This window comes from Streptomyces naganishii JCM 4654, from assembly GCF_014650575.1.
GTDB classification, from domain to species: domain Bacteria; phylum Actinomycetota; class Actinomycetes; order Streptomycetales; family Streptomycetaceae; genus Streptomyces; species Streptomyces naganishii.
Window position 1 is genome coordinate 162,013 of the sequence record NZ_BMVF01000011.1, and the last position, 23,507, is coordinate 185,519.

Here is a 23,507-nt window from a genome sequence, read left to right on the forward strand (position 1 = left end):
CGCATCCGGTACCAGGCAGGGCCCGGCTGCCCTCAGTCGAGGACCGCCTCGTGCACCAGCCGCTTGAGCTCGGGGTACAGCCGCAGCGAGGTCTTCGGGCGGAGCTGGGTCATGAACTGGAAGGTCAGATCGCGGGCCGGGTCGACCCAGAACGTCGTCGTCGCGACCCCGCTCCAGCCGTACGTGCCGAGCCCCGACGGGGCCTGGGTGCGGGAGGGGTCGATCACGACCGAGACGTTGAAGCCGAAGCCCACGCCGTCGTTGCCCGGTTCGTCGTGGGCGGGCCGGCTGCCGCAGGAGCGCAGATCGGCGCCGCCGGGAAGGTGGTTGCGGGTCATCAGGTCCACGGATTCCGGGGTGAGGAGACGGACGCCGTCCAACTCGCCGCGGCGGCGCAGCAGTTCCATGAAGCGGTGCATGTCGTGCGCGGTCGACACCAGGCCGCCGCTGCCCGACAGGAAGCGCGGACGGCCCCGCAGCGGCAGCCCCGCGATGGGCTCGATGGCCCCGGTGCCCGGACCGGCGCCGGTGTCCGTCTGCCCGTACAACTCGGCCAGCCTGGCCGCCTGTTCGTCCGTCACCTGGAAGCCGGTGTCGGTCATGCCGAGCGGGCCGAGGATCCGCTCGGCCAAGAACGCGTCGAGCGGCTGCCCGGACACCACCTCGACCACCCGCCCCAGTACGTTGCTCGCCACGGAGTAGTTCCACTGCGTGCCGGGGTCGAACTGCAGCGGCAGGCGCGCGTACACGTCCATCGTCTCGGCGAGGTCCGCGCCCGGCGGCACGGAGGAGGCGAGGCCGGCCGCGCGGTAGAGCGCGTCGACCGGGTGGGCGTGGTAGAAGGCGAAGGTCAGGCCCGCCGTGTGGGTGAGCAGGTGCCGTATGAGCACCGGCCCGGCGGCGGGGCGGGTGACGAGGTGATCGCCCGAGCCGCTCACGTACACGCGGGGGTCGGCGAAGGCCGGCAGGTGGCGTTCGAGCGGGTCGTCGAGCGAGAGCCGGCCCTTCTCGGCCAGCAGCAGTACGGCCACGGCGGTGACCGGTTTGGTCATGGAGTAGATCCGCCACAGGGTGTCGCTCTCGACGGGCAGCCCGGCCGCCACGTCCCGCATGCCGTACGTGGTCAGGTGCGCGACCCGTCCGCCCCGCGCCAGCGACACGAGGTGGCCGGGGATGCGCCCCTCGTCGACGAGACGGGCCAGGTGCCGGTCGAGACGGTCCAGCGCCTTCGCGTCCAGCCCGGCCTCGTCCGGCTCGACGTCCTGCCGCAGCCGTGCCATCGCCCACCTCCGGTCCCTCCCGTACGAGGTTCGTACGAGGTCGTACGGGAACGTCTGCGGACTACCCCTCCCCTCGCGCCCTCCAACCTCGCCACCGGGCGGAGGCGGGCGCACGCTCCCGCCGGGCCCGGCGCGGGCCCACGTTCATCGCCGCGGTGACGGGTATGACTGGGGGCATGACTCACGACACGACGAAGCACGACTCGGCGCCGGACGCCACCGAGGAACCCCTGCTCGCGCTGCTCGGCGAGGGGCACGGCGGGGTGCTGGTCACCCTGAAGCGGGACGGCCGCCCGCAGCTGTCGAACGTCAGCCACGCCTACTACCCGGACGAGCGTGTCATCCGCGTCTCGGTCACCGACGACCGCGCCAAGACCCGCAACGCGCGCCGGGACCCGCGGGTCTCGTACCACGTCACCAGCGCCGACCGCTGGGCCTACACGGTCGCCGAGGGCACCGCCGAGCTCACCCCGGTCGCCGCCGACCCGCACGACGAGACCGTCGACGAACTGGTCCGCCTGTACCGGGACGTCCTCGGTGAGCACCCCGACTGGGACGACTACCGCGCCGCGATGGTCCGTGACCGACGGCTCGTGCTGCGTCTGAGGATCGAGCGGGTGTACGGGATCCCGAAGGGCGCCAACAAGGGTTAGCCCGAGGACGACGGGCTCCGGGTCGGTCCTGAGCCGGTCCGGGGCGGTCGGTCCGGGTCAGCCCTGGGTCGGTCCGGGGCGGTCGCTCCGGATCGGTCCCACGCGCCGGCGGTCCGTGCCTCGACGGCACGCAGGACCGCGACCATGTCCTCGCCCCCGTGCCCGAGGGCGACCGTCTCGCCGAACAGGTCGTGGCACACGTCCAGCAGCGGCGAGGCGATGCCCGAGGCGCGGGCGGCCTCGGCGACGAGCCGGTTGTTCTTCAGCACGTCGACGACGGCCGCCTGCACCGAGAAGTCCCCGGTGAGCAGCTTGGGCGCCTTCATCCGGGAGACGGCGCTGGCCATCGGGCCGGCGCCCAGCACGTCGAGGAACAGCTCGCGGTCCAGGCCCTGGCGGTCGGCGAAGTGGTAGGCCTCGGTGAGCCCGGTGACCAGCGTGATCAGGAACAGGTTCACCGAGAGCTTCATCAGCAGCGCCCCGGGGGCGGCGCCGCACACGAAGGTCTCCCGGCACATCGGCGCGAGCAGCGGCCGTACCGCCGACACCGCCTTCTCCTCCCCGGCCAGCATCGCCACCAGCTCGCCCTTCTCCGCCGGGACGCGCGAGCCGGACACGGGCGCCTCGACGTAGCTCCCGCCCGCCGCGCGGACGTCGGCCTCCAGGGCCCGGGAGTACTCCGGCGAGGTCGTGCCCATGTGGACGACCACCCGTCCCGCCACGCGGGCGGCGAACTCAGGACCGCCCCGGTCCAGCACCGCGTCGATCGCGTGGTCGTCGGCGAGCATCAGCAGCACGGTTCCGGCGCGGTCGAACACCTCGCCGGGACCGGCCGCGACCTCCGCGCCGGCCGCGCGCAGCGCCGCGGTACGCGATGCCGTGCGGTTCCACACGACCAGGCCGGTGCCGGAGCGGGCCAGCCGGAGCGCCATGGGCAGGCCCATGACTCCGAGACCGATGAAACCGACGCGCACGGGACCACCCGGGGGTCTCAAGTCCGCCGCCGGGGGCCGGGAAGGCCGGGACGGGGACGGGTTCCAGCAACTATGACGCCGGTCATAGTAGCTCGGTCCATGACCGTGGTCATAGGGTGGGGAGGGAATCGATCGGTCGCGGTGTGGCGGAGGTGGGGGATGACGGGGTCCGAGAAGGGCCCGCGCGAGCGGATGGTCTTCAGCGCGGCCCAGCTCATCCGCCGCGACGGCGTGGGAGCCACGGGCATGCGGGACGTCGCCGCCCACGCCGGGGCGCCGCGCGGGTCGCTCCAGCACTACTTCCCCGGCGGCAAGGAACAGCTCGTCAACGAGGCGGTCGCATGGGCGGGGCGCTACGCGGGCCGGCGTGTCGCCCGTTTCGTGGCCGGCCTCGCGGAGCCCAGGCCGAGCGCCCTGTTCGCCGCGATGACCGGGCAGTGGACCGAGGAGTACGAGACGACCGGCGCCCTCACCGGCTGCCCGGTGGCCGCCGCGACCGTGGACTGCGCGGCGGCGGCCGCCTCCACGCGCGAGGCGGCCGCCGCCGCCTTCGCGGGCTGGCGCGGACCGGTCGCCGAGGCCCTCACCGGCATGGGAGTGCCGGCGGAGCGCGCCGAACCGCTGGCCACGCTCATGATCAGCTCTCTGGAGGGCGCCATCATCATGGCCCGCGCCGAGGGCGGTGTGGGCCCGCTGACGACCGTGGCCCGCGAACTGGGCCCCCTGCTCGACGCGGCGGTGGCCCCGGGCGACGGCGAGGGCGCGGGCGCCTAACCGGAGGCCGGGTCCGCCGTCAGGTAGGCGATCACCATGTCGCCGAGCATCGTGCGGTAGTGCCCGCGCCGCGCCGGGGCGAGCAGATCGCGCCCGAACAGGGCGCCGAAGGTGTGCCGGTTGGCCACCCGGAAGAAGCAGAACGAACTGATCATCGCGTGCAGGTCGACGGCGTCCACGTCGGCGGTGAACAGCCCCGACTCCCGGCCCGAGGCGAGGATGCGGCGCATGGTCCCGAGGGTCGGGGAGCCGATCCGGCCGAACCTGTCCGAGGCGGCGACGTGCTCCGCCCCGCGGATGTTCTCGATGGACACCAGGCGGATGAAGTCCGGGTGCCGCTCATGGTGGTCGAAGATCAGCTCGGCCAGCCGCCGGATCGCCGCGACCGGGTCCAGGTGGTCCACGTCCAGCCGCTGCTCGGCGTCGCGGATCACCTCGTACGCCCGGTCCAGCACGGCCCCGAACAGCTGCTCCTTGCCGCCGAAGTAGTAGTAGATCATCCGCTTCGTGGTGCGGGTGCGGGCGGCGATCTCGTCCACGCGGGCGCCGTCGTACCCCGCCCGGGCGAACTCCTGGGTGGCCACGTCGAGGATCTCGGCCCGGGTGCGGGCGGCGTCATGGGCGCGTCCGCCGGGGCGGGCCGGTTCGTCGGCGCTGGTCATCACGTTCCTTCGGGCGCGGGCGCACGTGCAGGCTCGTGATTGTAGGAAGAGCGCGCCCCGACGGACACACGAAGGGGGCGGGAAGCGAGAGGGGCCGGGACCGTGTCTCCTCGGTCCCGGCCCCTCTGCGCGGCCCGCGTGTCAGCCCTGCTTCGCCGACTCCACGGCGTGCCCGCCGAACTGGTTGCGCAGCGCGGCGACCATCTTCATCTGCGGGGAGTCCTCCTGGCGGGAGGCGAACCGGGCGAAGAGCGAGGCGGTGATCGCCGGCAGCGGGACGGCGTTGTCGATGGCCGCCTCCACGGTCCAGCGGCCCTCTCCGGAGTCCTCCGCGTAGCCGCGCAGCTTCTCGAGGTGCTCGTCGTCGTCGAGCGCGTCGACGGCGAGGTCCAGCAGCCAGGAGCGGATCACGGTGCCCTCCTGCCAGGAGCGGAAGACCTCGCGGACGTTGTCCACGGAGTCGACCTTCTCCAGCAGCTCCCAGCCCTCGGCGTAGGCCTGCATCATCGCGTACTCGATGCCGTTGTGGACCATCTTCGCGAAGTGGCCCGCGCCCACCCGGCCGGCGTGGACGTAGCCGTAGGGGCCCTCGGGCTTGAGCGCGTCGAAGACCGGCTTCAGCCGGTCGACGCACTCCTTCTCGCCGCCGACCATGAGCGCGTAGCCGTTCTTCAGGCCCCACACACCGCCGGAGACGCCCGCGTCGACGAAGCCGATGCCCCGCGCGCCCAGCTGCTTGGCGTGCTTCTCGTCGTCCGTCCAGCGGGAGTTGCCGCCGTCGACGACGGTGTCGCCGGGCTTCAGGAGCGTCGCCAGCTGCTCGACGACACCGTGGGTGGCGGCGCCGGCCGGGACCATCACCCAGACCGTGCGCGGGGCTTCGAGCCGGTCGACGAGGTCGACCAGGCTCGCCACGTCGGAGACGTCGGGGTTGCGGTCGTAACCGACCACGGTGTGACCGGCGTTGCGGAGCCGTTCCCGCATGTTGCCGCCCATCTTGCCGAGGCCGACGAGACCGAGCTGCATTCCTGCCATGTCAGTTCACTTCCTGAGTGTGCGGTACGCGGCCACGAGGGCGGCGGTGGACGGATCGAGGCCGGGCACGTCCGCGCCCTCGGTCAGGGCGGGCTCGACGCGCTTGGCGAGCACCTTGCCGAGCTCGACGCCCCACTGGTCGAAGGAGTCGATGTTCCAGATCGCGCCCTGCACGAACACCTTGTGTTCGTAGAGGGCGATCAGCTGGCCGAGCACCGACGGGGTCAGCTCGGTGGCCAGGATGGTCGTGGTCGGATGGTTGCCGTGGAAGGTGCGGTGCGGCACCTGCTCCTCGGGTACCCCCTCGGCGCGGACCTCGTCGGCCGTCTTGCCGAACGCCAGCGCCTGGCCCTGCGCGAACAGGTTCGCCATCAACAGGTCGTGCTGCGCCTTGAGTTCGCCGCTCAGCTCGGCCACCGGGTTGGCGAAGCCGATCAGGTCGGCCGGGATCAGCTTCGTGCCCTGGTGGAGCAGCTGGTAATACGCGTGCTGGCCGTTGGTGCCGGGCGTGCCCCACACCACGGGCCCGGTCTGCCACTCCACGGGCTCGCCGTCGCGCTGCACCGACTTGCCGTTGGACTCCATGTCCAGCTGCTGCAAGTACGCGGTGAACTTGGACAGGTAGTGCGAGTACGGCAGTACGGCGTGCGTCTGGGCGTCGAAGAAGTTGCCGTACCAGACGCCCAGCAGGCCCAGCAGCAGCGGGGCGTTGGCCTCGGCGGGCGCGTTGCGGAAGTGGTCGTCGACGATGCGGAACCCGTCGAGCATCTCGCGGAAGCGGTCCGGGCCGATGGCGATCATCAGCGACAGCCCGATCGCGGAGTCGTACGAGTAGCGCCCGCCGACCCAGTCCCAGAACTCGAACATGTTGGCGGTGTCGATGCCGAACGCGGCGACCTTCTCCGCGTTGGTCGACAGCGCCACGAAGTGCCGGGCGACGGCCTTGTCGTCGCCGCCGAGCCCGGCCACCAGCCAGTCACGCGCGGAGGTCGCGTTGGTGATCGTCTCGATCGTGGTGAACGTCTTGGACGCGACGATGAACAGCGTCTCGGCCGGGTCCAGGTCGCGGGTCGCCTCGTGCAGGTCGGCCCCGTCGACGTTGGAGACGAACCGCACCGTCAGCTCGCGGTCGGTGTACGCGCGCAGCGCCTCGTACGCCATCGCCGGCCCGAGGTCGGAGCCGCCGATGCCGATGTTGACGACGTTGCGGATGCGCCGGCCGGTGTGCCCGGTCCACTCCCCCGAGCGGACGCGGTCCGCGAAGCCGGCCATGCGGTCGAGGACTTCGTGCACCTTGGGCACCACGTTCTCGCCGTCGACCTCGATCACCGCGTCCCGCGGAGCGCGCAGCGCGGTGTGCAGCACCGCCCGGTTCTCGGTGACGTTGATCCGCTCCCCGCGGAACATGGCGTCCCGCAGCCCGGACACGTCGGTGGCGGTGGCCAGTTCCTGGAGCAGGGCCAGGGTCTCGTCGGTGATCAGGTGCTTGGAGTAGTCGATGCGCAGGTCGCCGACGCGCACCGTGTAGCGCTCGGCGCGGGAGGGGTCTTCGGCGAACAGTTCCCGCAGGTGCTGCTGGAACTGCGCGCGGTGGTCCTCCAGGGCGGTCCACTCGGGACGCCGGGTCAGCTGAGGGGTGTCGGACATGTCAGACGGTCTCCTTGATGCCCTCGCCCCGCAGGGCGACGGCGTACATCTCGTCGGCGTCGAGTCGGCGCAGCTCCTCGGCGATGAGTTCCGACAGGGGACGGACCTTCAGGGCGAGGGTGCGCGGGGGCTGGCCCGGCAGGGTCAGCGTGGCGAGCGGTCCCTCGGGCCGGTCGATGACGATCTCGCCGCCCGCGGTGCCGAGCCGTACGGCGGTCACGACCGGGCCGCCGCTGACCACCCGGTCGGCCTTCACGTCGAGCCGGGCCTCCAGCCAGCGGGCCAGCAGCTCCGCGCTCGGGTTCTGCGCCTCCGCCTCCACGGCCGCCGACGTCACCTGCACCCGGGCCTGGTCCAGGGCGGCGGCCAGCATCGAGCGCCAGGGGGTCAGCCGGGTCCAGGCGAGGTCGGTGTCGCCGGGGGAGTAGTGCCGTACGCGGGTCTGGAGCACCTCCAGCGGGTGCTCGACCGCGTACAGGTCGGTGATCCTGCGCTGGGCCAGCGCGCCCAGCGGGTCCTCGGCGGGGTTGTCGGGCGCGTCCACCGGCCACCAGACGACCACCGGGGCGTCGGGCAGCAGCAGCGGCAGCACCACCGAGTCGGCGTGGTCGGACACCTCGCCGTAGGTGCGCAGCACCACCGTCTCGCCGGTGCCGGCCTCCGAACCGACCCGCACCTCGGCGTCCAGGCGGGAGTGGGTGCGGTCGCGCAGGGTCCGGGCGTGGCGCTTGATCACCACCAGGGTGCGCGAGGGGTGCTCGCGCGAGGCGTCCTCGGCCGCCTTGATCGAGTCGTAGGCGTTCTCCTCGTCCGTGACGATCACCATCGTCAGGACCATGCCCACGGCCGGCGTGCCGATGGCGCGGCGGCCCTGCACCAGCGCCTTGTTGATCTTGCTTGCCGTGGTGTCGGTCAGGTCGATCTTCATGGCCTGCGCCAGCTCCGTCCGTCTCGTGCGAGCATCTCGTCGGCTTCCCGCGGACCCCATGTCCCCGCCCGGTACTGCGCGGGCGTGCCGTGCTCGTGCCAGTAGGCCTCGATGGGGTCGAGGATCTTCCAGGACTCTTCCACTTCCTGGTGACGGGGGAACAGGTTCGCGTCACCGAGCAGCACGTCCAGGATCAGGCGTTCGTACGCCTCCGGGCTGGACTCGGTGAAGGACTCGCCGTAGGCGAAGTCCATCGACACGTCCCGGATCTCCATCGAGGTGCCCGGCACCTTGGAGCCGAACCTGACCGTCATGCCCTCGTCGGGCTGGACGCGGATCACGATCGCGTTCTGGCCCAGCTCCTCGGTGGCCGTGGTGTCGAAGGGGGAGTGCGGGGCCCGCTGGAAGACCACCGCGACCTCGGTCACCCGGCGGCCCAGGCGCTTGCCGGTGCGCAGGTAGAACGGGATGCCCGCCCAGCGGCGGTTGTCGATCTCCAGCTTCACGGCCGCGTAGGTGTCGGTCTTCGAGTGGGGGTCGATGCCCTCCTCCTGGAGGTAGCCGACCACCTTCTCGCCGCCCTGCCAGCCCTCGGCGTACTGGCCGCGGACGGTGTGGGCGCCGAGGTCCTCCGGCAGCCGCACCGACTTGAGCACCTTCAGCTTCTCGGTGAGCAGCGCCTCGGCGTCGAAGGCGATGGGTTCCTCCATCGCGGTGAGCGCCATCAGCTGGAGCAGGTGGTTCTGGATGACGTCGCGGGCGGCCCCGATGCCGTCGTAGTAGCCCGCCCGGCCGCCGATGCCGATGTCCTCTGCCATGGTGATCTGCACGTGGTCGACGTACGAGCGGTTCCAGATCGGCTCGTACATCTGGTTGGCGAAGCGCAGCGCCAGGATGTTCTGGACGGTCTCCTTGCCCAGGTAGTGGTCGATGCGGAAGACCTGCTCGGGGTCGAACACCTCGTGCACGATCCGGTTCAGCTCGCGGGCGCTGGCCAGGTCGTGGCCGAAGGGCTTCTCGATGACCGCGCGCCGCCAGGCGCCCTTCGGGCCCTCGGCCAGGCCGTGCTTCTTCAGCTGCTGCACGACCTTGGGGAAGAACTTCGGCGGTACGGAGAGGTAGAAGGCGAAGTTGCCGCCCGTGCCCCGGGAGGCGTCCAGCTCGTCGACGGCGTCGCGCAGCTGCTTGAACGCCGTGTCGTCGTCGAAGTCGCCGGGGATGAAGCGCATGCCCTCGGCGAGCTGCTGCCAGACCTCCTCGCGGAACGGGGTCCGCGCGTGTTCCTTGACCGCGTCGTGCACGACCTCGGCGAAGTCCTGGTCCTCCCAGTCGCGCCGGGCGAACCCGACCAGCGAGAAGCCCGGCGGGAGCAGGCCGCGGTTGGCCAGGTCGTACACGGCCGGCATGAGCTTCTTGCGCGACAGGTCGCCGGTGACGCCGAAGATCACCAACCCGGACGGCCCGGCGATCCGCGGCAACCGCCGGTCCCGGCCGTCCCGCAACGGGTTCGCCCACCCCGCGGCAGGCACGACAGGCACCCGCCCACGGCCCCCGGGTGCCTTCTTCCTGGCCGGGGCCTTGCCGGCCTCCGGCGCCGAGCCGCCGGGGGCCTTCGGCGCGGTGCCCGCGTCGTGCGGTGCCGAAGCCCCGGTCCGCGGCACGGCGCCGCCGGTCTTCCGCGACGCGGCCGACCCGGCCGCCGCCCGGCGCCGACCGCCTGCGCTGGGTGCGGAGCCCTCGGTCCCACCGGCTGTCCCGGAGGCGCCGGAGGCGCCGGCTGTCCCGGTGGGCCGGGTGGATGCGGCGGGGGGCCTGGTGGCCTCGGCGGGGCCCGGGGTTCGTGGTCCGGCCGGCGCGGCGGAGCCGGCCGCCTTGGCGGGGGTTTTGGTCATTCCGCGTCAACTCCCTTGTCGTTCAAGGACTTCGTGACCGCGTTCAGCAGGTCCTGCCAGGCCGTCTCGAACTTGGCGACGCCCTCGTCCTCGAGCTGCCGTACGACCTCGTCGTAGGAGATCCCCAGCCGCTCGACTGCCGTGAGGTCCGCGCGGGCCTGCTCGTAGCCGCCGGTCACCGTGTCGCCGGTGACGGCGCCGTGGTCGGCGGTGGCCCGCAGCGTGGCCTCCGGCATGGTGTTCACCGTGCCCGGCGCGACCAGCTCGTCCACATACAGGGTGTCCTTGTACGCCGGATCCTTCACCCCGGTCGACGCCCACAGCGGCCGCTGCGGGTTGGCTCCGGCGTCCGCCAGGGGCGCGAAGCGCTCACCGGGGCGCGTGGAGGCGTCGACGGCGCCGAACACCTCCTCGTACGCCGCGTAGGCCAGCCGCGCGTTCGCCAGCGCCGCCCGCCCCTTGAGGGCCAGGGCCTCCGTGGTGCCCAGCAGGGTCAGCCGCTTGTCGATCTCGCTGTCGACGCGGGAGACGAAGAAGGACGCCACCGAGTGGATCGCCGACAGGTCCAGGCCCGCGGCCCGCGCCTTCTCCAGGCCGGCGAGGTAGGCGTCGGTCACCTCGCGGTAGCGCTCAAGGGAGAAGATCAGCGTCACATTGACACTGATACCCGCTCCGACCGCCTCCGTGATCGCCGGCAGACCCGCCCGGGTCGCCGGAATCTTGATCATCACGTTGGGCCGGTCCACCAGCCACGCCAGCTGCCGCGCCTCGGCGGCGGTGGCCCGCGTGTCGTGGGCGAGCCGCGGGTCGACCTCGATGGAGACCCACCCGTCCCGGCCGCCCGTCGCCTCGTGCACCGGCCGCAGTACGTCGGCGGCGGCGCGCACGTCCGCGGTGGTCATCATGCGCACGGCCTCGTCGACCGTGACCCCGCGCACCGCCAGACCGGCGAGCTGCTCCTCGTAGCCCTCCCCGGACCCGATGGCCGCCTGGAAGATCGACGGGTTGGTGGTCACCCCCACGACGTGCTGGTTCTCGACGAGCCCGGCCAGGTTGCCCGACTCGATCCGCCGCCGCGACAGGTCGTCCAGCCAGATCGACACGCCCAGGCCGGACAGGCGCTCGAGCGCCGAGGTGGTCGCGGTTGCTTCGGTCACAGCGATCATCTTCCTTGTCGCGTTCGGATCATGCGCGCGCGGCGGCCAGCGATGCGCGGGCCGCGTCGGCGACGTTCTCGGGGGTGAAGCCGTACTCGGCGAAGAGGGTCGCGGCGTCGGCGGAGGCGCCGAAGTGCTCGAGCGAGACGACGCGCCCGGCGTCACCGACGTAGCGGTACCACGTCAGGCCGATGCCGGCCTCGACGGCGACCCGCGCCCGCACGGACGGCGGCAGCACGCGCTCGCGGTACTCGCGGGGCTGCTCCTCGAACCACTCCACCGACGGCATCGACACCACACGGGTCCCGGTCCCCTCGGCCTCCAGCAGCTCCCGCGCGGCCACGGCGAGCCGCACCTCGGAACCGGTGGCGATCAGCACCACGTCCGGCGCCGGGGTGGACGACTCCGCGAGGACGTAGCCGCCCCTGGCCGCGTCCGGGTTCGGCGCGTACGTCGGCACGCCCTGGCGGGTGAGGGCGAGGCCGTGCGGAGCCGGGCGGCCGGAGTGCCGGCGCAGGATCTCCGCCCAGGCGATCGCGGTCTCGTTGGCGTCGGCGGGCCGGACGACGTTCAGCCCGGGGATGGCGCGCAACGAGGCCAGGTGCTCCACCGGCTGGTGGGTGGGGCCGTCCTCGCCGAGGCCGATGGAGTCGTGCGTCCACACGTACGTCACCGGCAGCTGCATCAGCGCCGACATGCGCACCGCGTTGCGCATGTAGTCGGAGAACACCAGGAACGTGCCGCCGTAGATCCGGGTGTTGCCGTGCAGGGCGATGCCGTTCATCTCCGCGGCCATGGAGAACTCGCGGATGCCGAAGTGGACCGTACGGCCGTACGGGTCGGCCCCGGGCAGCGGGTTGCCCTCCGGCAGGAACGACGACGTCTTGTCGATGGTCGTGTTGTTCGAGCCGGCGAGGTCGGCGGAGCCGCCCCACAGCTCGGGCAGGACCGCGCCGAGCGACTGGAGCACCTTGCCGGAGGCGGCGCGGGTGGCGACCGCCTTGCCCTCCTCGAACACCGGCAGGGCGTCCTCCCAGCCCTCGGGCAGCTTCCCGGCCACGACCCGGTCGAACAGCTCGGCCCGCTCGACCTGGCCCGCGCGCCAGTCCTGGAGCCGCTTGTCCCAGGCGGCGTGCGCCTCGGCGCCCCGGTCCAGGGCGCGCCGGGTGTGGGCGAGGACGTCCTCGTCCACCTGGAAGGAGCGCTCGGGGTCGAAGCCGAGGACGCGCTTGGTGGCGGCCACCTCGTCCTCGCCGAGCGCCGAGCCGTGCGCGGCCTCGGTGTTCCGCGCGTGCGGCGCCGGCCAGGCGATGATCGTGCGCATGGCGATGATGGAGGGGCGGCCCGTCTCGGCCCTGGCGGCGGTCAGCGCCGCGTACAGGGCGTGTACGTCGATGTCGCCGTTCTCGGCGGGCTCGACGCGCTGGGTGTGCCAGCCGTAGGCCGCGTAGCGCGCCAGCACGTCCTCGGAGAAGGCGGTGGCGGTGTCGCCCTCGATGGAGATGTGGTTGTCGTCGTAGAGGAAGACCAGGTTGCCGAGCTTCTGGTGCCCGGCGAGCGAGGAGGCCTCGGCGGAGACGCCCTCCTCGAGGTCGCCGTCGGAGACGATCGCCCAGACGGTGTGGTCGAAGGGGGAGGCGCCCTCGGGGGCGTGCAGGTCGAACAGGCCGCGCTCGTAGCGGGCCGCCATCGCCATGCCCACGGCCATCGCGGCGCCCTGGCCGAGCGGCCCGGTGGTGGTCTCCACGCCCGCGGTGTGCCCGTACTCCGGGTGGCCCGGGGTCTTCGAGCCGTGGGTGCGGAAGGCCTTCAGGTCGTCCAGCTCCAGCTCGTACCCGGCCAGGTACAGCTGGGTGTAGAGGGTCAGCGACGTGTGGCCGGGGGAGAGGACGAAGCGGTCACGGCCGGTCCACTCGGGGTCGGCGGGGTCGTGACGCATCACCTTCTGAAAGATCGTGTACGCGGCGGGAGCCAGGCTCATCGCCGTGCCCGGATGGCCGTTGCCCACCTTCTGCACGGCGTCGGCCGCCAGAACCCGGGCGGTGTCCACGGCCCGCCGGTCGAGGTCGGTCCACTCCAAGCGGTCAGTTGTCTGCTCGCTCATCTTCAAGAAGTCCTCGGTGGAAGCGGGATGTGAGGCCGGACGCGTTCGAACTTAAAAGTCTGACTTTTTCGCCGGAAGGTCTCCGTGTGTCAGCCTGTGGTGAAACTGGGACACCCGGGTACCCCCGGACGTGATCGAGGCGGCACGAGAAGGACATGGCGGACACACGCACCGAAGACGGTGACCGCGACGGCGGCGCCGGCGGGGACGCCGGTGACGGTGACGGGATCAGAACCTTCCCCTTCCCGGTCGACCTCAGCCTGCGCGGTGTCGGACTGCGGATAGGCCCCATGGACGCCGACCGCGCCTGGCACTCCGAGGCCCCCCTGCACCGCGTCCACCGCATCGACTTCCACGTGGTCATGCTCTTCGGCGCCGGTCCCGTGCGGCACATGGTCGACTTCGCCGAGTACGAGGCCGCGGCCGGCGATGTGTTGTGGATCCGCCCGGGACAGGTCCACCGCTTCTCGAAGAGCAGCGAGTACCGCGGAACCGTGCTGACCATGCAGCCCGGCTTCCTGCCCCGCGCCACCGTCGAGGCCACCGGCCTCTACCGCTACGACCTGCCCCCGCTGCTGCACCCCACCGACGCCCAGCGCGACGCCCTGGCGGCCGGTCTCGCCCAGCTGCGGCGCGAGTACGAGGACACCGCCACCCTCCCGCTGAGCCTGCACACCGCGGTGCTGCGCCACTCGCTCACCGCGTTCCTGCTGCGCCTGGCCCATCTGGCGGCCAGCTCCGCCGAGGCGGCGCACGGGCAGACGGACACCACGTTCACCCTCTTCCGCGACGCGGTCGAGCGTGGCTTCACCACCAACCACAGCGTCAGCGCCTACGCCGACGCGCTCGGCTACTCCCGCCGCACCCTGGTGCGCGCGGTGCGCGCCGCGACCGGCGAGACGCCCAAGGGGTTCATCGACAAGCGGGTCGTCCTGGAGGCCAAGCGCCTCCTCGCCCACACGGGCCTGCCCATCGGCCGGGTGGGCGCCGCCGTGGGCTTCCCGGACGCGGCGAACTTCTCCAAGTTCTTCCAGCTGCGCACCGGCGTGACACCGGTGGCCTTCCGGGCCGAACTGCGGTGAACGCGCAGGGGCCCCGCGCGACCCGCGCGGGACCCCTGGTCTTGCCGGACGGCCTGCGAATGCTCAGTGGCCGAAGTCGAACCAGTTGACGTTCACGAAGTCCGCCGGCTGGCCGCTGGTGAAGGTGAGGTAGACGTCATGGGTGCCGGTGACGGAGGAGATGTTCGCCGGCACCGTACGCCATGACTGCCAGCCGCCGGTATTGGCCAGCGCGAAGCTGCCGATGGGCGCGTTGGAGCGGCTGTCGAGGCGCACCTCCACCAGTCCGCTCACCCCGGAGGCCGCCCCGCTCGCCACCCGGGCGTAGAACTGGGTGGCAGCCGTGGAGCCGAAGTTGACGCCCTTGTAGAGCGCCCAGTCGCCGTTGGCCAGGGAGCCGATGTCCTGGCCGCCGCCGGAGTCCGTGGTGGACTCGGGGATCACGCCGGACTGGCTGTCGTAGGACTCGGCCTGGACGGGGCTGTAGGCGTCGCGGTTGCCGGACGGCGGGGGAGTGGTGCCGCCGCCGCCTCCGCCCGAGGACTGGAGCACCTGCACGTAGTCCACGGCCATCGGGTGACCCGGCTCGGTGCCGCCGTCGGGGCCGCCGCCGAAGGCGCCGGGGAAGCCGCCGCCCATCGCCACGTTCAGGATGACGAAGTAGCCGTGGTTGGTGGCGTTCGCCCAGGTCGCCGCGTCGACCTGGTTGGCCTTCACGGTGTGGAAGTTGACGCCGTCGAGGTAGAAGCGGATCTCCTCGGGGCTGGTCGACCTGTCCCACTCCATCGCGTAGGTGTGGAAGCCGGCCTGGCAGGTGGTGCCGGCGCAGGGCGTCGAGTTGCCGATGCCGGACGTCTCGTTGCACGGGCCGCCCGGGTTGGTGCCGCAGTGCATCGTGGCCCAGTCGGTGTTGAGGCCCTGGACGTTCTCCATGATGTCCAGCTCGCCGACGCCGGGCCAGTTCTGGTAGTTGCCGCGGAAGGGCGAGCCCAGCATCCAGAAGGCGGGCCAGTAGCCCTTGGCGGCCGCGCCGGTGACGTTGGGCATCTGGATGCGGGCCTGCACGCGCAGCTTGCCGCCGGCCGGGGGCTGGAAGTCGGTGCGGGTGGTCTCGATCCGGCCCGAGGTCCAGTGGCCGGAGGCGTCCCGGCGCGGGGTGATGAGCAGGTTGCCGTTGCCGTCGAGGGCGACGTTGCTGGTGCTCGAGGTCATCGACTCGACCTCGCCGGTGCCCCAGTTGCCGGCGCCGCCCGGGTACGAAGTGCCGGTGTCGTACAGCCAGTTGGACGTGTTGACGCCGGATCCCGCGGGGCCGTCGAAGTCGTCGAGGAAGACCTGTGTCCAGCCCGAGGGGGGCGTGGGCGCGGAGGCGTTGGCGGGCAGGGTCGCGGCGGTGGCGGCGGCCGCGGCCAGACCGAGGGTGCCGAGCACGGCGACGAGCGCCCGCCGTACGGACCGCCGTCTGCGGTGGGTGGCCGGCGGGGCGCCGGCGGGTATGCCGGAGGGTTCACTCATGGGGGGTGCCTCTCGGGTACGGGGAGTGGGTGCGCGAGTGGTCCCGTGGCTCGAGAGCGCGGGGGAGGGGTGGTCTTGAGAGCGCTCTCAAGCAACGGGTGCGCCGCCAATGTGCTCTCGGCCGCCAGAACCGTCAAGAGTTAAAACAAAGAAAGTCCTTTGGGGGTACGGGAGTTCACCTGATGAAGGCGGAGATTTCCCGGTTGTCCCCCGCGGCCCGCGGGCGTCCCGCCGGTCCGCCGGCCCCGCGGTTCCCGGGCGCCTTCCCGCGTGTCCCCGCCCCCTCACCCACCGGGGGCGGGGGCACGCGTCATGATCGGGGGAGGGACCGCGGTCCGGGGTTCCGGTGCGGAAGGGGTGCAGGGATGAGGCTGGCGATTGTGGGAGGCGGCGGTTTCCGGGTGCCGCTCGTGTACGGGGCCCTGTTGGGCGACCGCGCCGAGGGGCGGGTCACCGAGGTCGTCCTGCACGACCTGGACGCGGACCGGCTGCACGCCGTGAGCCGGGTGCTCGCCGAGCAGGCACGGGCGGCCGAAGCGCCGGGCGCCGCCCCCGCGGTGCGGGCCACCACCGACCTCGACGAGGCGCTGCGCGGCGCCGACTTCGTCTTCTCCGCCATCCGCGTCGGCGGCCTCCAGGGGCGGGCGGACGACGAACGCGTGGCGCTCGCCCAGGGCGTCCTCGGCCAGGAGACGGTCGGCGCGGGCGGCATCGCCTACGGTCTGCGGACCGTACCCGTCGCCGTCGACATCGCCCGGCGCGTGGCCCGCCTGGCCCCCGGCGCCTGGGTCATCAACTTCACCAACCCCGCCGGACTGGTCACCGAGGCCATGTCCCGGCACCTCGGCGACCGCGTCATCGGCATCTGCGACTCGCCGGTCGGCCTCGGCCGCCGTATCGCCCGGGTGCTGGGCGCGGACCCCGGCCGGGTGTGGATCGACTACGCCGGCCTCAACCACCTCGGCTGGGTGCGCGCCCTGCGCGTCGACGGCCGCGACGAACTCCCGCGCCTGCTGGCCGACCCCGAGCTGCTCGGCTCCTTCGAGGAGGGCCGGCTCTTCGGCGCCGACTGGCTGCGGTCGCTGGGCGCGATCCCCAACGAGTACCTGCACTACTACTACTTCAACCGCGAGACCGTGCGGGCCTACCAGCGCGCCGAGCTCACCCGCGGCGCCTTCCTGCGCGACCAGCAGGCCCGGTTCTACGAGGAGGTGCGCGACCCGGACGCGCCGGCGCTCGCGGCCTGGGAGCGCACCCGCGCCGAGCGCGAGGCCACCTACATGGCCGAGAACCGCGAGGCGGCCGGCGCCGGCGAACGCGAGGCCGACGACCTCTCCGGCGGCTACGAGAAGGTGGCCCTCGCCCTCATGCGGGCCATCGCGCGTGACGAGCGTACGACGCTGATCCTCAACGTCCGCAATCGCGGCACCCTTTCGGCGCTGGACGCCGAGGCGGTCGTGGAGGTGCCCTGCCTGGTCGACGCGAGCGGCGCGCACCCGGTCGCCGCCGACCCGCTGCCCGGGCATGCCACCGGGCTGGTCTGCGCGGTCAAGGCGGTCGAGCGCGAGGTGCTCGCGGCGGCCGAGTCGGGCTCGCGCGCGAGGGCGGTGGCCGCGTTCGCGCTGCACCCGCTCGTCGACTCGGTGAACGTGGCCCGCCGGCTGGTCGAGGAGTACGTCCGGGTCCATCCCGGGCTGTCGTATCTCGGCTGATCCCACCCCTGGCCGGTCCGGTCCCGGTCCGGTCCCGGCAGCGCCCCGGGACGCACGCCGGGGCGGCCGGTCGCTCCCCCGTACGGCGACCGGCCGCCCCAACCCCCCGTGCTTCCCCCGTGCTTCCCCCGTTCTCCCCGTCCCCCGTTCCCCCGTTCCCCCGTGGCTCCCCCGTTCCACTCTTGAGAGCCGGTAGCCCGGGTCCTGATACACCCCCGGGCGAAAAACCTTGGACGAGTGGAAAAGGACGTCCCCCGGCCCAGGGGCCGGGGGACGCCGGGGGGCGCCGGGGTGGCGCGCTCAGCCGGTGAAGCCGGCCGTGATGGAGGTGAACTGCCAGTTGTTCTGGCTGATGCCGGAGCAGTTGCTCACCACGCCGCCGCCCGGGCAGGGCCGGTCGCGGTTGACCGACCAGAAGGCGAGCCGCGCGATGTGGTGGCTGTTGGCCCAGTCGCGGATCTGGGTCCAGATCGCGGGAGTCGTGTTCTCCTGCTGGTCGGACAGGCCGTTCATGCCGGAGATGCCGATGTGGGAGTAGGCGGTGGCGTCGTCCCAGCCGAAGGTCGACTTCAGCTTGGCCTTGAGGCCCTCGGCCGCGTTGACGGTGTTGCCGTACATGTCCGAGCCGCCGCCGAAGTCGAAGGGCATGATGGTGAAGACGTCGATGTTCGCGTTCAGCGACTGCGCCTGCTCGATCAGCCGGTTGCCGTAGTACGTCGGACCGGTCGTCGAGGTGCCGAAGGTGACGATCGTCCGCAGGCCCGGGTTGCCGGCCTTGACGGTCTTCAGCGCGGTGAGGATCTTCGCCTGCACGGCCTCGTTCTCGAACTCGTCCGTGTTCTCGATGTCCATGTCGATCGCCTTGAGGCCATAGGCGTCGATCACCTTCTGCAGGGCGCCCGCGAGCGCGCTCGCGGAGGAGCAGTTGGCGCCGAGCTTGCTGCCCTGCCAGCCGCCGAAGGACGGTACGACGTCACCGCCCGCCGAACGGATCTGGTTGATGGCGCTCTGGTCCGCGCCGCCGGTCAGCGGACGGCTGCCGTCCCACGCCGGGTTGCAGCCGCCGGAGTCCAGCACGAAGGCCATCGTGAACCACTTGACGCCGGTCGCGCTCATCACCGTGGACGGGCTCGGCGGGTCGCCCCAGCCCTCGTAGAGGTACGGCGCCGCCTGCTTGAAGCCGCCGCCGCCTCCGCCGCCCCCGGTGTCCGTCGTGACGCTGACCGAGTTGGAGGCGCCCGACACGTTGCCGGCCGCGTCCCGCGCCTTCACGGTGAAGGTGTAGTTCGTGCCGGCCGACAGCCCGCCGACCGTGGCGCTCGTCCCCGGCACGCTCAGCACCTGGGCGGAGCCGCTGTAGACGTCGTACGCCGTCACACCGACGTTGTCGGTCGAGGCGTTCCACTTCAGCGAGACGCTGGAGGAGGACTTGCCGGTCGAGGTCAGTCCCGTCGGCGCGGTCGGGGCCTGGGTGTCGCCGCCGCCCCCGCCGCCGCCCGGGCCGTCGAGGCTGATGTCGTCGGCGTAGTAGGTGCCCTGGGCGTACCAGCCGTGCACGTAGATCGTCGCGCTGGTCTGGGAGGCGCCGGTGGTGAAGGACACCGACAGCTGGCTGTACGCCGACGGGGAGGTGGTCCAGGTCGAGGCGCCGCCGTCGACGCCGAGGTAGACGTAGGAGCCGCGCACCCAGCCGCTCAGCTTGTACGTGGTGCCGGGCTGGACCGGGACGGTCTGGCTGCACTGGGCGTTGTCGCTCGAAGTCACGGCGCCGGCCAGGGCCTTGGAGCCGCCGTGCACGGGGGAGGAGACGACCGAGCCGAGGTTGCCGGTGCAGGTCCAGGGGGAGAGGCCGCCGGACTCGAAGCCGGCGTTGGTGAGGATGTTGGCCGCCTCGGCGGTGCCGGGCAGGGCGATGGCCCCGGCGAAGGCCAGGGCCGCGGAGCCGAGCAGGGCGAGCAGTCCTCGTCTGGGACGTCTGAGTGTGTCGCGCACGCGATCTCCCAGGGGGAGTGGGGGTGTCGGGGAGGGCACGGCCGGGAAGAACACGACCGTGCGGGGGTGCGCCACCAAGTTGGTATGGACCAATCGCGATGTCAAGGTGTGGCGTCGCAATTGGTCCGGACCGGCGGGGAGTTGGGATGCCGGGGGAAGCCGGAGGTGTCCGGCTCAGGCGTGGGTGGGCGTGACCGGGGCCGCCGGCTGCGCGGGGGCCGGGGCCGGCGCGACCGGAAGGGACGGCTCCGTCGCGTACGCGCGCTGCCGCGGCACCGACACCGGCAGCAGCGGCCGCGGGCCCGCGACCACCGTGTAGTCCTGCCCGAGGAAGGGCGGCAGCACGGGACCGGGGTCCTCGCCGAGCGCCAGTTGCACGGCCGCCCACGGGGCGTTGATCCCGCACAGCGACAGCTGGTGCAGGCCGCCCGCGGGGCGCGTGTTGACGTCGAGCAGGACCGGCCGTTCGCCGAACACGCGGAACTGGATGTTGGAGAGGTAGTGCAGCCCGAAGCCCTCCGCGATGCGGCGGGCCGGCTCCAGCCACTGCTCGTGCAGGGTGAAACCGCGGCGGCGGCCGTTCTTCGTGCGGCCCACGGCGAGCCGGATCCGGTTGTCCGGCCCGGTCAGGCAGTCCACCGACACCTCGGGCTGCTCCAGGCGCGGCATCACGAGCCAGTCGACGGCCTCCTCCGACTGTTCCAGTGCGCGCAGGACCACGTCCAGCGGGACCCGGGGGCCGGGGAAGCCGTCGAGATCCGCGAGGGAGAAGGGCTCGCGCGTGATCACCCGGAAGCCGGTCCCGCCCGCACCGGAGGCCGGCTTGAAGCAGGCCCGGTGCCCGGCCGCCTCCAGTTCCTCGACAGCGGCGAGCAGTTCGGCCGCCGTGCCCACCCGCCACCACGGCGGCACCGGCACCCCGATCGACCGGACCGCCTCGTACGCGGTCGCCTTGTCCGCGAAGACCGCCACCGCCTGCGGGGTCGGCGCGAGCAGCGCGGTGCCCACCGAGGCGAATTCGGCGCGGTGCCCCACGATCGCGTCCTGGTGCAGTCGCGGCACGAACACGTCGATGCCGCGCCGCGCGCACTGGTCCAGCGCGTACTCGGCGTACGCCGCCGGGGACAGGCCCTCGGGTTCGAGTTCGGCGGTGTCGGCGGCGGCCAGCACGGGCGAGTCGGCGTCGCCGTGCGTGGCATGGATCTCGACCGCCCGGTCGGCGGGATTCCGGCGCAGCTGATCCATGAAGAACACGTTCTCCGCGTACGTGCGGTTGAGCCAGACGCGTACGCGAGAGACCATGCAGGCCGCCTTTCACGGTTCGCGGGCAGGGCGATGCGGGCCGTGCCCGGCCAGAGGGAAGGAAGGGACACCGGACCGCCCTGCGCGAGGGGGAGTTGCGGGCGTGGTGTCGGGGCGATCATACGGCTTGGGACAAGTCCCGCGTGCAACGCGCAGGTCACGGATCGGGCGTGGCCGAATTCCCCGGGGCGGCCCGCCCGCGCCATGGTCTACGGTCGTCGGGACCACTGCCCCGACCAAGGACGTGACCCGGTTGATCGAGGAACTGCTCCCGGCTTCGGTGGCGGCCGTGGAGAGTCACGGCGACGACGGTGACGAGGCCCCGCTGTACCCCGAGGAGCAGGCGGCCGTGGCGCGGGCGGTCGCCAAGCGGCGGCGGGAGTTCGCGGCGGTGCGCGCCTGCGCCCGCCGGGCCATGGCCCAACTGGGCGTGCGGCCCAGGGCCGTGCCGACCGGCGAGCGGGGCGCGCCGTGCTGGCCGGAGGGGCTGGTCGGCAGCATGACCCACTGCGAGGGCTACCGCGCGGCCGCCCTGGCCCGCGCCGGCGAGCTGGCCTCCCTCGGCATCGACGCCGAGCCGCACGCCCCGCTGCCCGAGGGCGTCCTGACGGCCGTCGCGCTGGCCGCCGAGGAGCGGCGGATCGGCGCGCTCACCGCCCGCCACCCGGACGTGCACTTCGACCGGCTGCTGTTCAGCGCGAAGGAGTCCGTCTACAAGGCGTGGTTCCCGCTCACCGGCAAGTGGCTGGACTTCTCCGAGGCCGACATCGACTTCCACCCCGCCCCTGGCACGCCCCGGCGCGGCGGCTTCCGGGCGCGGTTGCTCGTCCCCGGTCCCGTGGTCGGCGGACAGCGCCTCGGCCACTTCGAGGGCCGCTGGATCACCACCGGCGGCCTGCTGGCCACCGCGGTCACGGTCCCGCCCGCCTGACGGAACGCGCCTGACGGAACGCGGCGGGCGGGGCGTGGCGGCGGGGGTCTACCGGTCGGGCAGCCACTCGCGCAGGAGCCCGAAGAAGGCCTCCTCGTTGCCCGCCAGGCCCGCGCGGGCGAGGGCCTGTTCGGCCTCCGCGAGGACGGCGGGGGGTACGAGGGGCGGGCGGGCGGAGTCCGGCGGGCCGTCGAAGGCGGCGCGCACCGTGTGCAGCAGGCGCAGGTAGGCCTGGACGGCGGTTCGCTCGCGGTCGGTCAGTACGGCGGTCGGCATGGGTCGGCTCTCCCCGGTTTCGGCGTCACACGGTCACACGCCGCCACCCAGGGCCTCTTCGACGGATCAGGCCGGCGGTGGCTGCCCCTCCAGCTTGCCGCCCACCACTGACAATCCCCCCGCGCCCGGCCCCGCTTCCCCCCACTCGGCCCAGGCGCGCGCCTTCAGAGCCGGCCCCTGGCCGGGCCCTCCCCCTCCACCCGGTGGCCCAGGTACCCCAGGGACGCCTCGATGCGCCCCGCGAGCCGGTCCCGGTGCACCGGGCCGCGTAACGAGGAACCCGCGAGCCACGTACGGCACTTGCTGGCCAGGAGCAGGCCGAAGCTCTCGGCTTCCTCTTCCTCGGCCTGGTCGAACCCGCTGCGCGCGGCGGCCCGGTGGACGGTCGCGCGCAGGTCGGCGCCGTCCTCGAGCAGGCGTGCGGCGACCTGGACGCCGTCCACGTGGTGTCCGCAGTGGCCGGCCTTCATGTGCCACAGCTCGTGCCCGAGGATCACCAACTGGTGGTCGGGCGCGGTGCGTTCCTCGACCAGGACGAGGTCCTGCTCGACCATGTCGAGCCACAGCCCGCTGGCCGTGCCGGGCGGGAAGGCGGCCGTACGGAAGAGGACCGGGCGCCCGCGGCGGCGGCTCATCCCCGCGCACAGCGCGGCGTACAGATCGGTCGGCCGGGCGGGCGCCGGCAGCGTCAGCTCGGCGACCAGCTCGCCGCACAGCCGGCGCATGTCCTTGGCGATGCCCACGGTTCTCCCCTGCATCACGACTCGGGCCGCTTGACGCTCTCCAGAAGCATGTCCAGCCACTCGGCGACCTTGTCCCGGTGCTGGTCGGTGGGCAGTTGTGCGGCCCGCCACGCTATCCCGCGCACGCCGTGGTCCTGGAGCAGCCGCTCCAGCGGGTCGTCGGCGGCCTCGGCGGCCCGGCGCTCGCGGTCGGCCAGGCGCTGGAGCAGCTCCTGCTCGGTGCGCTGGAGGGCGCCCGCGAGTGCCTCGGGGTCCTCGGCGGTCAGGAAGCCGGCGTGGACCCGGAAGAACCGCTGGATGGCGTCGCAGTGCTCCATCGTGGGCCGCCGGTCGCCGTTGATGAGCGCGCCCGCCTGCTGCCGCGACATGCCCGCGCCGTCGGCTATCTCCTGCTGCGTGTAGCGCCGGCCGTTGGGCTTGAGCCGGGTGCGGCGCAGCAGGTCCAGCCGCTGCAGGAACCGCGCCTGCACGTCCGGCTCGCCCGCGGGCCGCCCGCTCAGCAGGGCCCTGACCACGGGCTCGGCACACCGCAGGCCACCGACAGGCGGCCGACGTCGAAGACCTCCGCCTGCGGAACGCCGAGCCGGTCGGCGAGCGCGGTGACGCGTGCGACGACGGCCGGCAGCACGGCCGGCGCCGTGGTGCCCGGATCCTCGATGCCATCGGTCACCGACAGATCTCCTACGTCTCTCACAAGTCTCACAGGCTTTTCACAGAGCGGGGCGCCGTGAACTTCCCGGAGAGTAGCCCGTCGTTCGAACTCACATCCAGGTCTCGCCACAACTGTGGCCAATTTCAGCCGTCAACCGGCATGAAATGCCACGATAGTTGACACCGCTCCTACCTGAGCCGCAGGATCAAGGCGCCGC

The 23,507-nt window shown here is 72.6% G+C and carries 19 protein-coding genes and 1 pseudogene; 5 read left to right on the forward strand and 15 right to left on the reverse strand.

All coding sequences use genetic code 11. The features are described 5' to 3' along the window. Positions 1-32 precede the first annotated feature (32 nt). Positions 33-1,280, reverse strand: a complete 1,248-nt coding sequence (locus tag IE217_RS21295) for a serine hydrolase domain-containing protein (protein ID WP_190179490.1) — start codon at positions 1,278-1,280, stop codon at positions 33-35. Positions 1,281-1,456: 176 nt separating this feature from the next. Between IE217_RS21295 and IE217_RS21300 the strand changes: the two genes are divergently transcribed. Further along, positions 1,457-1,933 (forward strand): PPOX class F420-dependent oxidoreductase, encoded by a 477-nt coding sequence (locus tag IE217_RS21300; protein ID WP_190179491.1) that lies wholly within the window; start codon positions 1,457-1,459, stop codon positions 1,931-1,933. On the opposite strand, the gene IE217_RS21305 is transcribed toward IE217_RS21300, so the two are convergent. Continuing rightward, the gene (locus tag IE217_RS21305; protein ID WP_190179492.1) at positions 1,930-2,907 is read right to left on the reverse strand and encodes an NAD(P)-dependent oxidoreductase; all 978 of its coding nucleotides are present in this window, start codon (positions 2,905-2,907) and stop codon (positions 1,930-1,932) included. The two genes, IE217_RS21300 and IE217_RS21305, sit on opposite strands and share 4 nt — an antisense overlap. A gap of 159 nt (positions 2,908-3,066) precedes the next feature. Here IE217_RS21305 and IE217_RS21310 point away from each other — a divergent pair, with 159 nt between their 5' ends. Then, positions 3,067-3,681, forward strand: coding sequence for a TetR/AcrR family transcriptional regulator (locus tag IE217_RS21310; protein WP_190179493.1), 615 nt, complete (start codon positions 3,067-3,069; stop codon positions 3,679-3,681). Here the strand turns inward: IE217_RS21310 and IE217_RS21315 are convergent. The 7 genes from IE217_RS21315 to tkt all read right to left on the reverse strand — a co-directional run bounded on the left by IE217_RS21315 (position 3,678) and on the right by tkt (position 13,106). Next, complete coding sequence (locus tag IE217_RS21315) at positions 3,678-4,343, reverse strand: TetR/AcrR family transcriptional regulator (protein ID WP_190179494.1); 666 nt, start codon at positions 4,341-4,343, stop codon at positions 3,678-3,680. The genes IE217_RS21310 and IE217_RS21315 overlap by 4 nt on opposite strands. A 141-nt stretch (positions 4,344-4,484) precedes the next feature. Then, positions 4,485-5,369: a phosphogluconate dehydrogenase (NAD(+)-dependent, decarboxylating) gene (gene gnd, locus IE217_RS21320; protein ID WP_190179585.1), complete on the reverse strand. Its 885-nt coding sequence runs from the start codon at positions 5,367-5,369 to the stop codon at positions 4,485-4,487. Between the two features lie 15 nt (positions 5,370-5,384). Then, positions 5,385-7,025, reverse strand: coding sequence for a glucose-6-phosphate isomerase (gene pgi, locus IE217_RS21325; RefSeq protein ID WP_190179495.1), 1,641 nt, complete (start codon positions 7,023-7,025; stop codon positions 5,385-5,387). 1 nt (position 7,026) lies between these two features. Then, a complete protein-coding gene (opcA, locus tag IE217_RS21330; RefSeq protein ID WP_190179496.1) occupies positions 7,027-7,953 on the reverse strand; it encodes a glucose-6-phosphate dehydrogenase assembly protein OpcA in 927 nt (308 codons plus the stop codon). Further along, entirely contained in the window at positions 7,950-9,482 is a 1,533-nt protein-coding gene (gene zwf / locus IE217_RS21335) for a glucose-6-phosphate dehydrogenase (protein ID WP_229865478.1), read from the reverse strand. The genes opcA and zwf overlap by 4 nt, the downstream gene beginning before the upstream one ends. Before the next feature lie 359 nt (positions 9,483-9,841). Beyond that, positions 9,842-11,011 (reverse strand): transaldolase, encoded by a 1,170-nt coding sequence (gene tal, locus IE217_RS21340; protein WP_190179498.1) that lies wholly within the window; start codon positions 11,009-11,011, stop codon positions 9,842-9,844. Positions 11,012-11,030: 19 nt separating this feature from the next. After that, positions 11,031-13,106 (reverse strand): transketolase, encoded by a 2,076-nt coding sequence (gene tkt / locus IE217_RS21345; RefSeq protein WP_190179499.1) that lies wholly within the window; start codon positions 13,104-13,106, stop codon positions 11,031-11,033. A 155-nt stretch (positions 13,107-13,261) separates the two neighbouring features. Between tkt and IE217_RS21350 the strand changes: the two genes are divergently transcribed. Next, positions 13,262-14,188: a helix-turn-helix domain-containing protein gene (locus tag IE217_RS21350; protein ID WP_190179500.1), complete on the forward strand. Its 927-nt coding sequence runs from the start codon at positions 13,262-13,264 to the stop codon at positions 14,186-14,188. Between the two features lie 63 nt (positions 14,189-14,251). Here IE217_RS21350 and IE217_RS21355 read toward each other — a convergent pair whose 3' ends face one another. Continuing rightward, entirely contained in the window at positions 14,252-15,682 is a 1,431-nt protein-coding gene (locus IE217_RS21355) for a glycoside hydrolase family 16 protein (protein WP_190179501.1), read from the reverse strand. A 365-nt stretch (positions 15,683-16,047) separates the two neighbouring features. Here IE217_RS21355 and IE217_RS21360 point away from each other — a divergent pair, with 365 nt between their 5' ends. Next, positions 16,048-17,394, forward strand: a complete 1,347-nt coding sequence (locus IE217_RS21360; RefSeq protein ID WP_190179502.1) for a 6-phospho-beta-glucosidase — start codon at positions 16,048-16,050, stop codon at positions 17,392-17,394. Positions 17,395-17,694: 300 nt separating this feature from the next. Here IE217_RS21360 and IE217_RS21365 read toward each other — a convergent pair whose 3' ends face one another. Next, complete coding sequence (locus tag IE217_RS21365; RefSeq protein ID WP_190179503.1) at positions 17,695-19,386, reverse strand: carbohydrate binding domain-containing protein; 1,692 nt, start codon at positions 19,384-19,386, stop codon at positions 17,695-17,697. Between the two features lie 174 nt (positions 19,387-19,560). After that, complete coding sequence (locus tag IE217_RS21370) at positions 19,561-20,688, reverse strand: ATP-grasp domain-containing protein (RefSeq protein ID WP_190179504.1); 1,128 nt, start codon at positions 20,686-20,688, stop codon at positions 19,561-19,563. Positions 20,689-20,941: 253 nt separating this feature from the next. Here IE217_RS21370 and IE217_RS21375 point away from each other — a divergent pair, with 253 nt between their 5' ends. Beyond that, positions 20,942-21,619 (forward strand): 4'-phosphopantetheinyl transferase family protein, encoded by a 678-nt coding sequence (locus tag IE217_RS21375; protein WP_190179586.1) that lies wholly within the window; start codon positions 20,942-20,944, stop codon positions 21,617-21,619. A 48-nt stretch (positions 21,620-21,667) separates the two neighbouring features. Here the strand turns inward: IE217_RS21375 and IE217_RS21380 are convergent, their stop codons facing one another. The 3 genes and pseudogenes from IE217_RS21380 to IE217_RS21390 form a co-directional block, all read right to left on the reverse strand. After that, positions 21,668-21,895: a hypothetical protein gene (locus tag IE217_RS21380; RefSeq protein ID WP_190179505.1), complete on the reverse strand. Its 228-nt coding sequence runs from the start codon at positions 21,893-21,895 to the stop codon at positions 21,668-21,670. A gap of 164 nt (positions 21,896-22,059) precedes the next feature. Next, a complete protein-coding gene (locus IE217_RS21385) occupies positions 22,060-22,620 on the reverse strand; it encodes a toxin-antitoxin system, toxin component (RefSeq protein WP_190179587.1) in 561 nt (186 codons plus the stop codon). Positions 22,621-22,652: 32 nt separating this feature from the next. Then, a pseudogene (locus tag IE217_RS21390) lies at positions 22,653-23,308 on the reverse strand (helix-turn-helix domain-containing protein). Positions 23,309-23,507 lie beyond the last annotated feature (199 nt).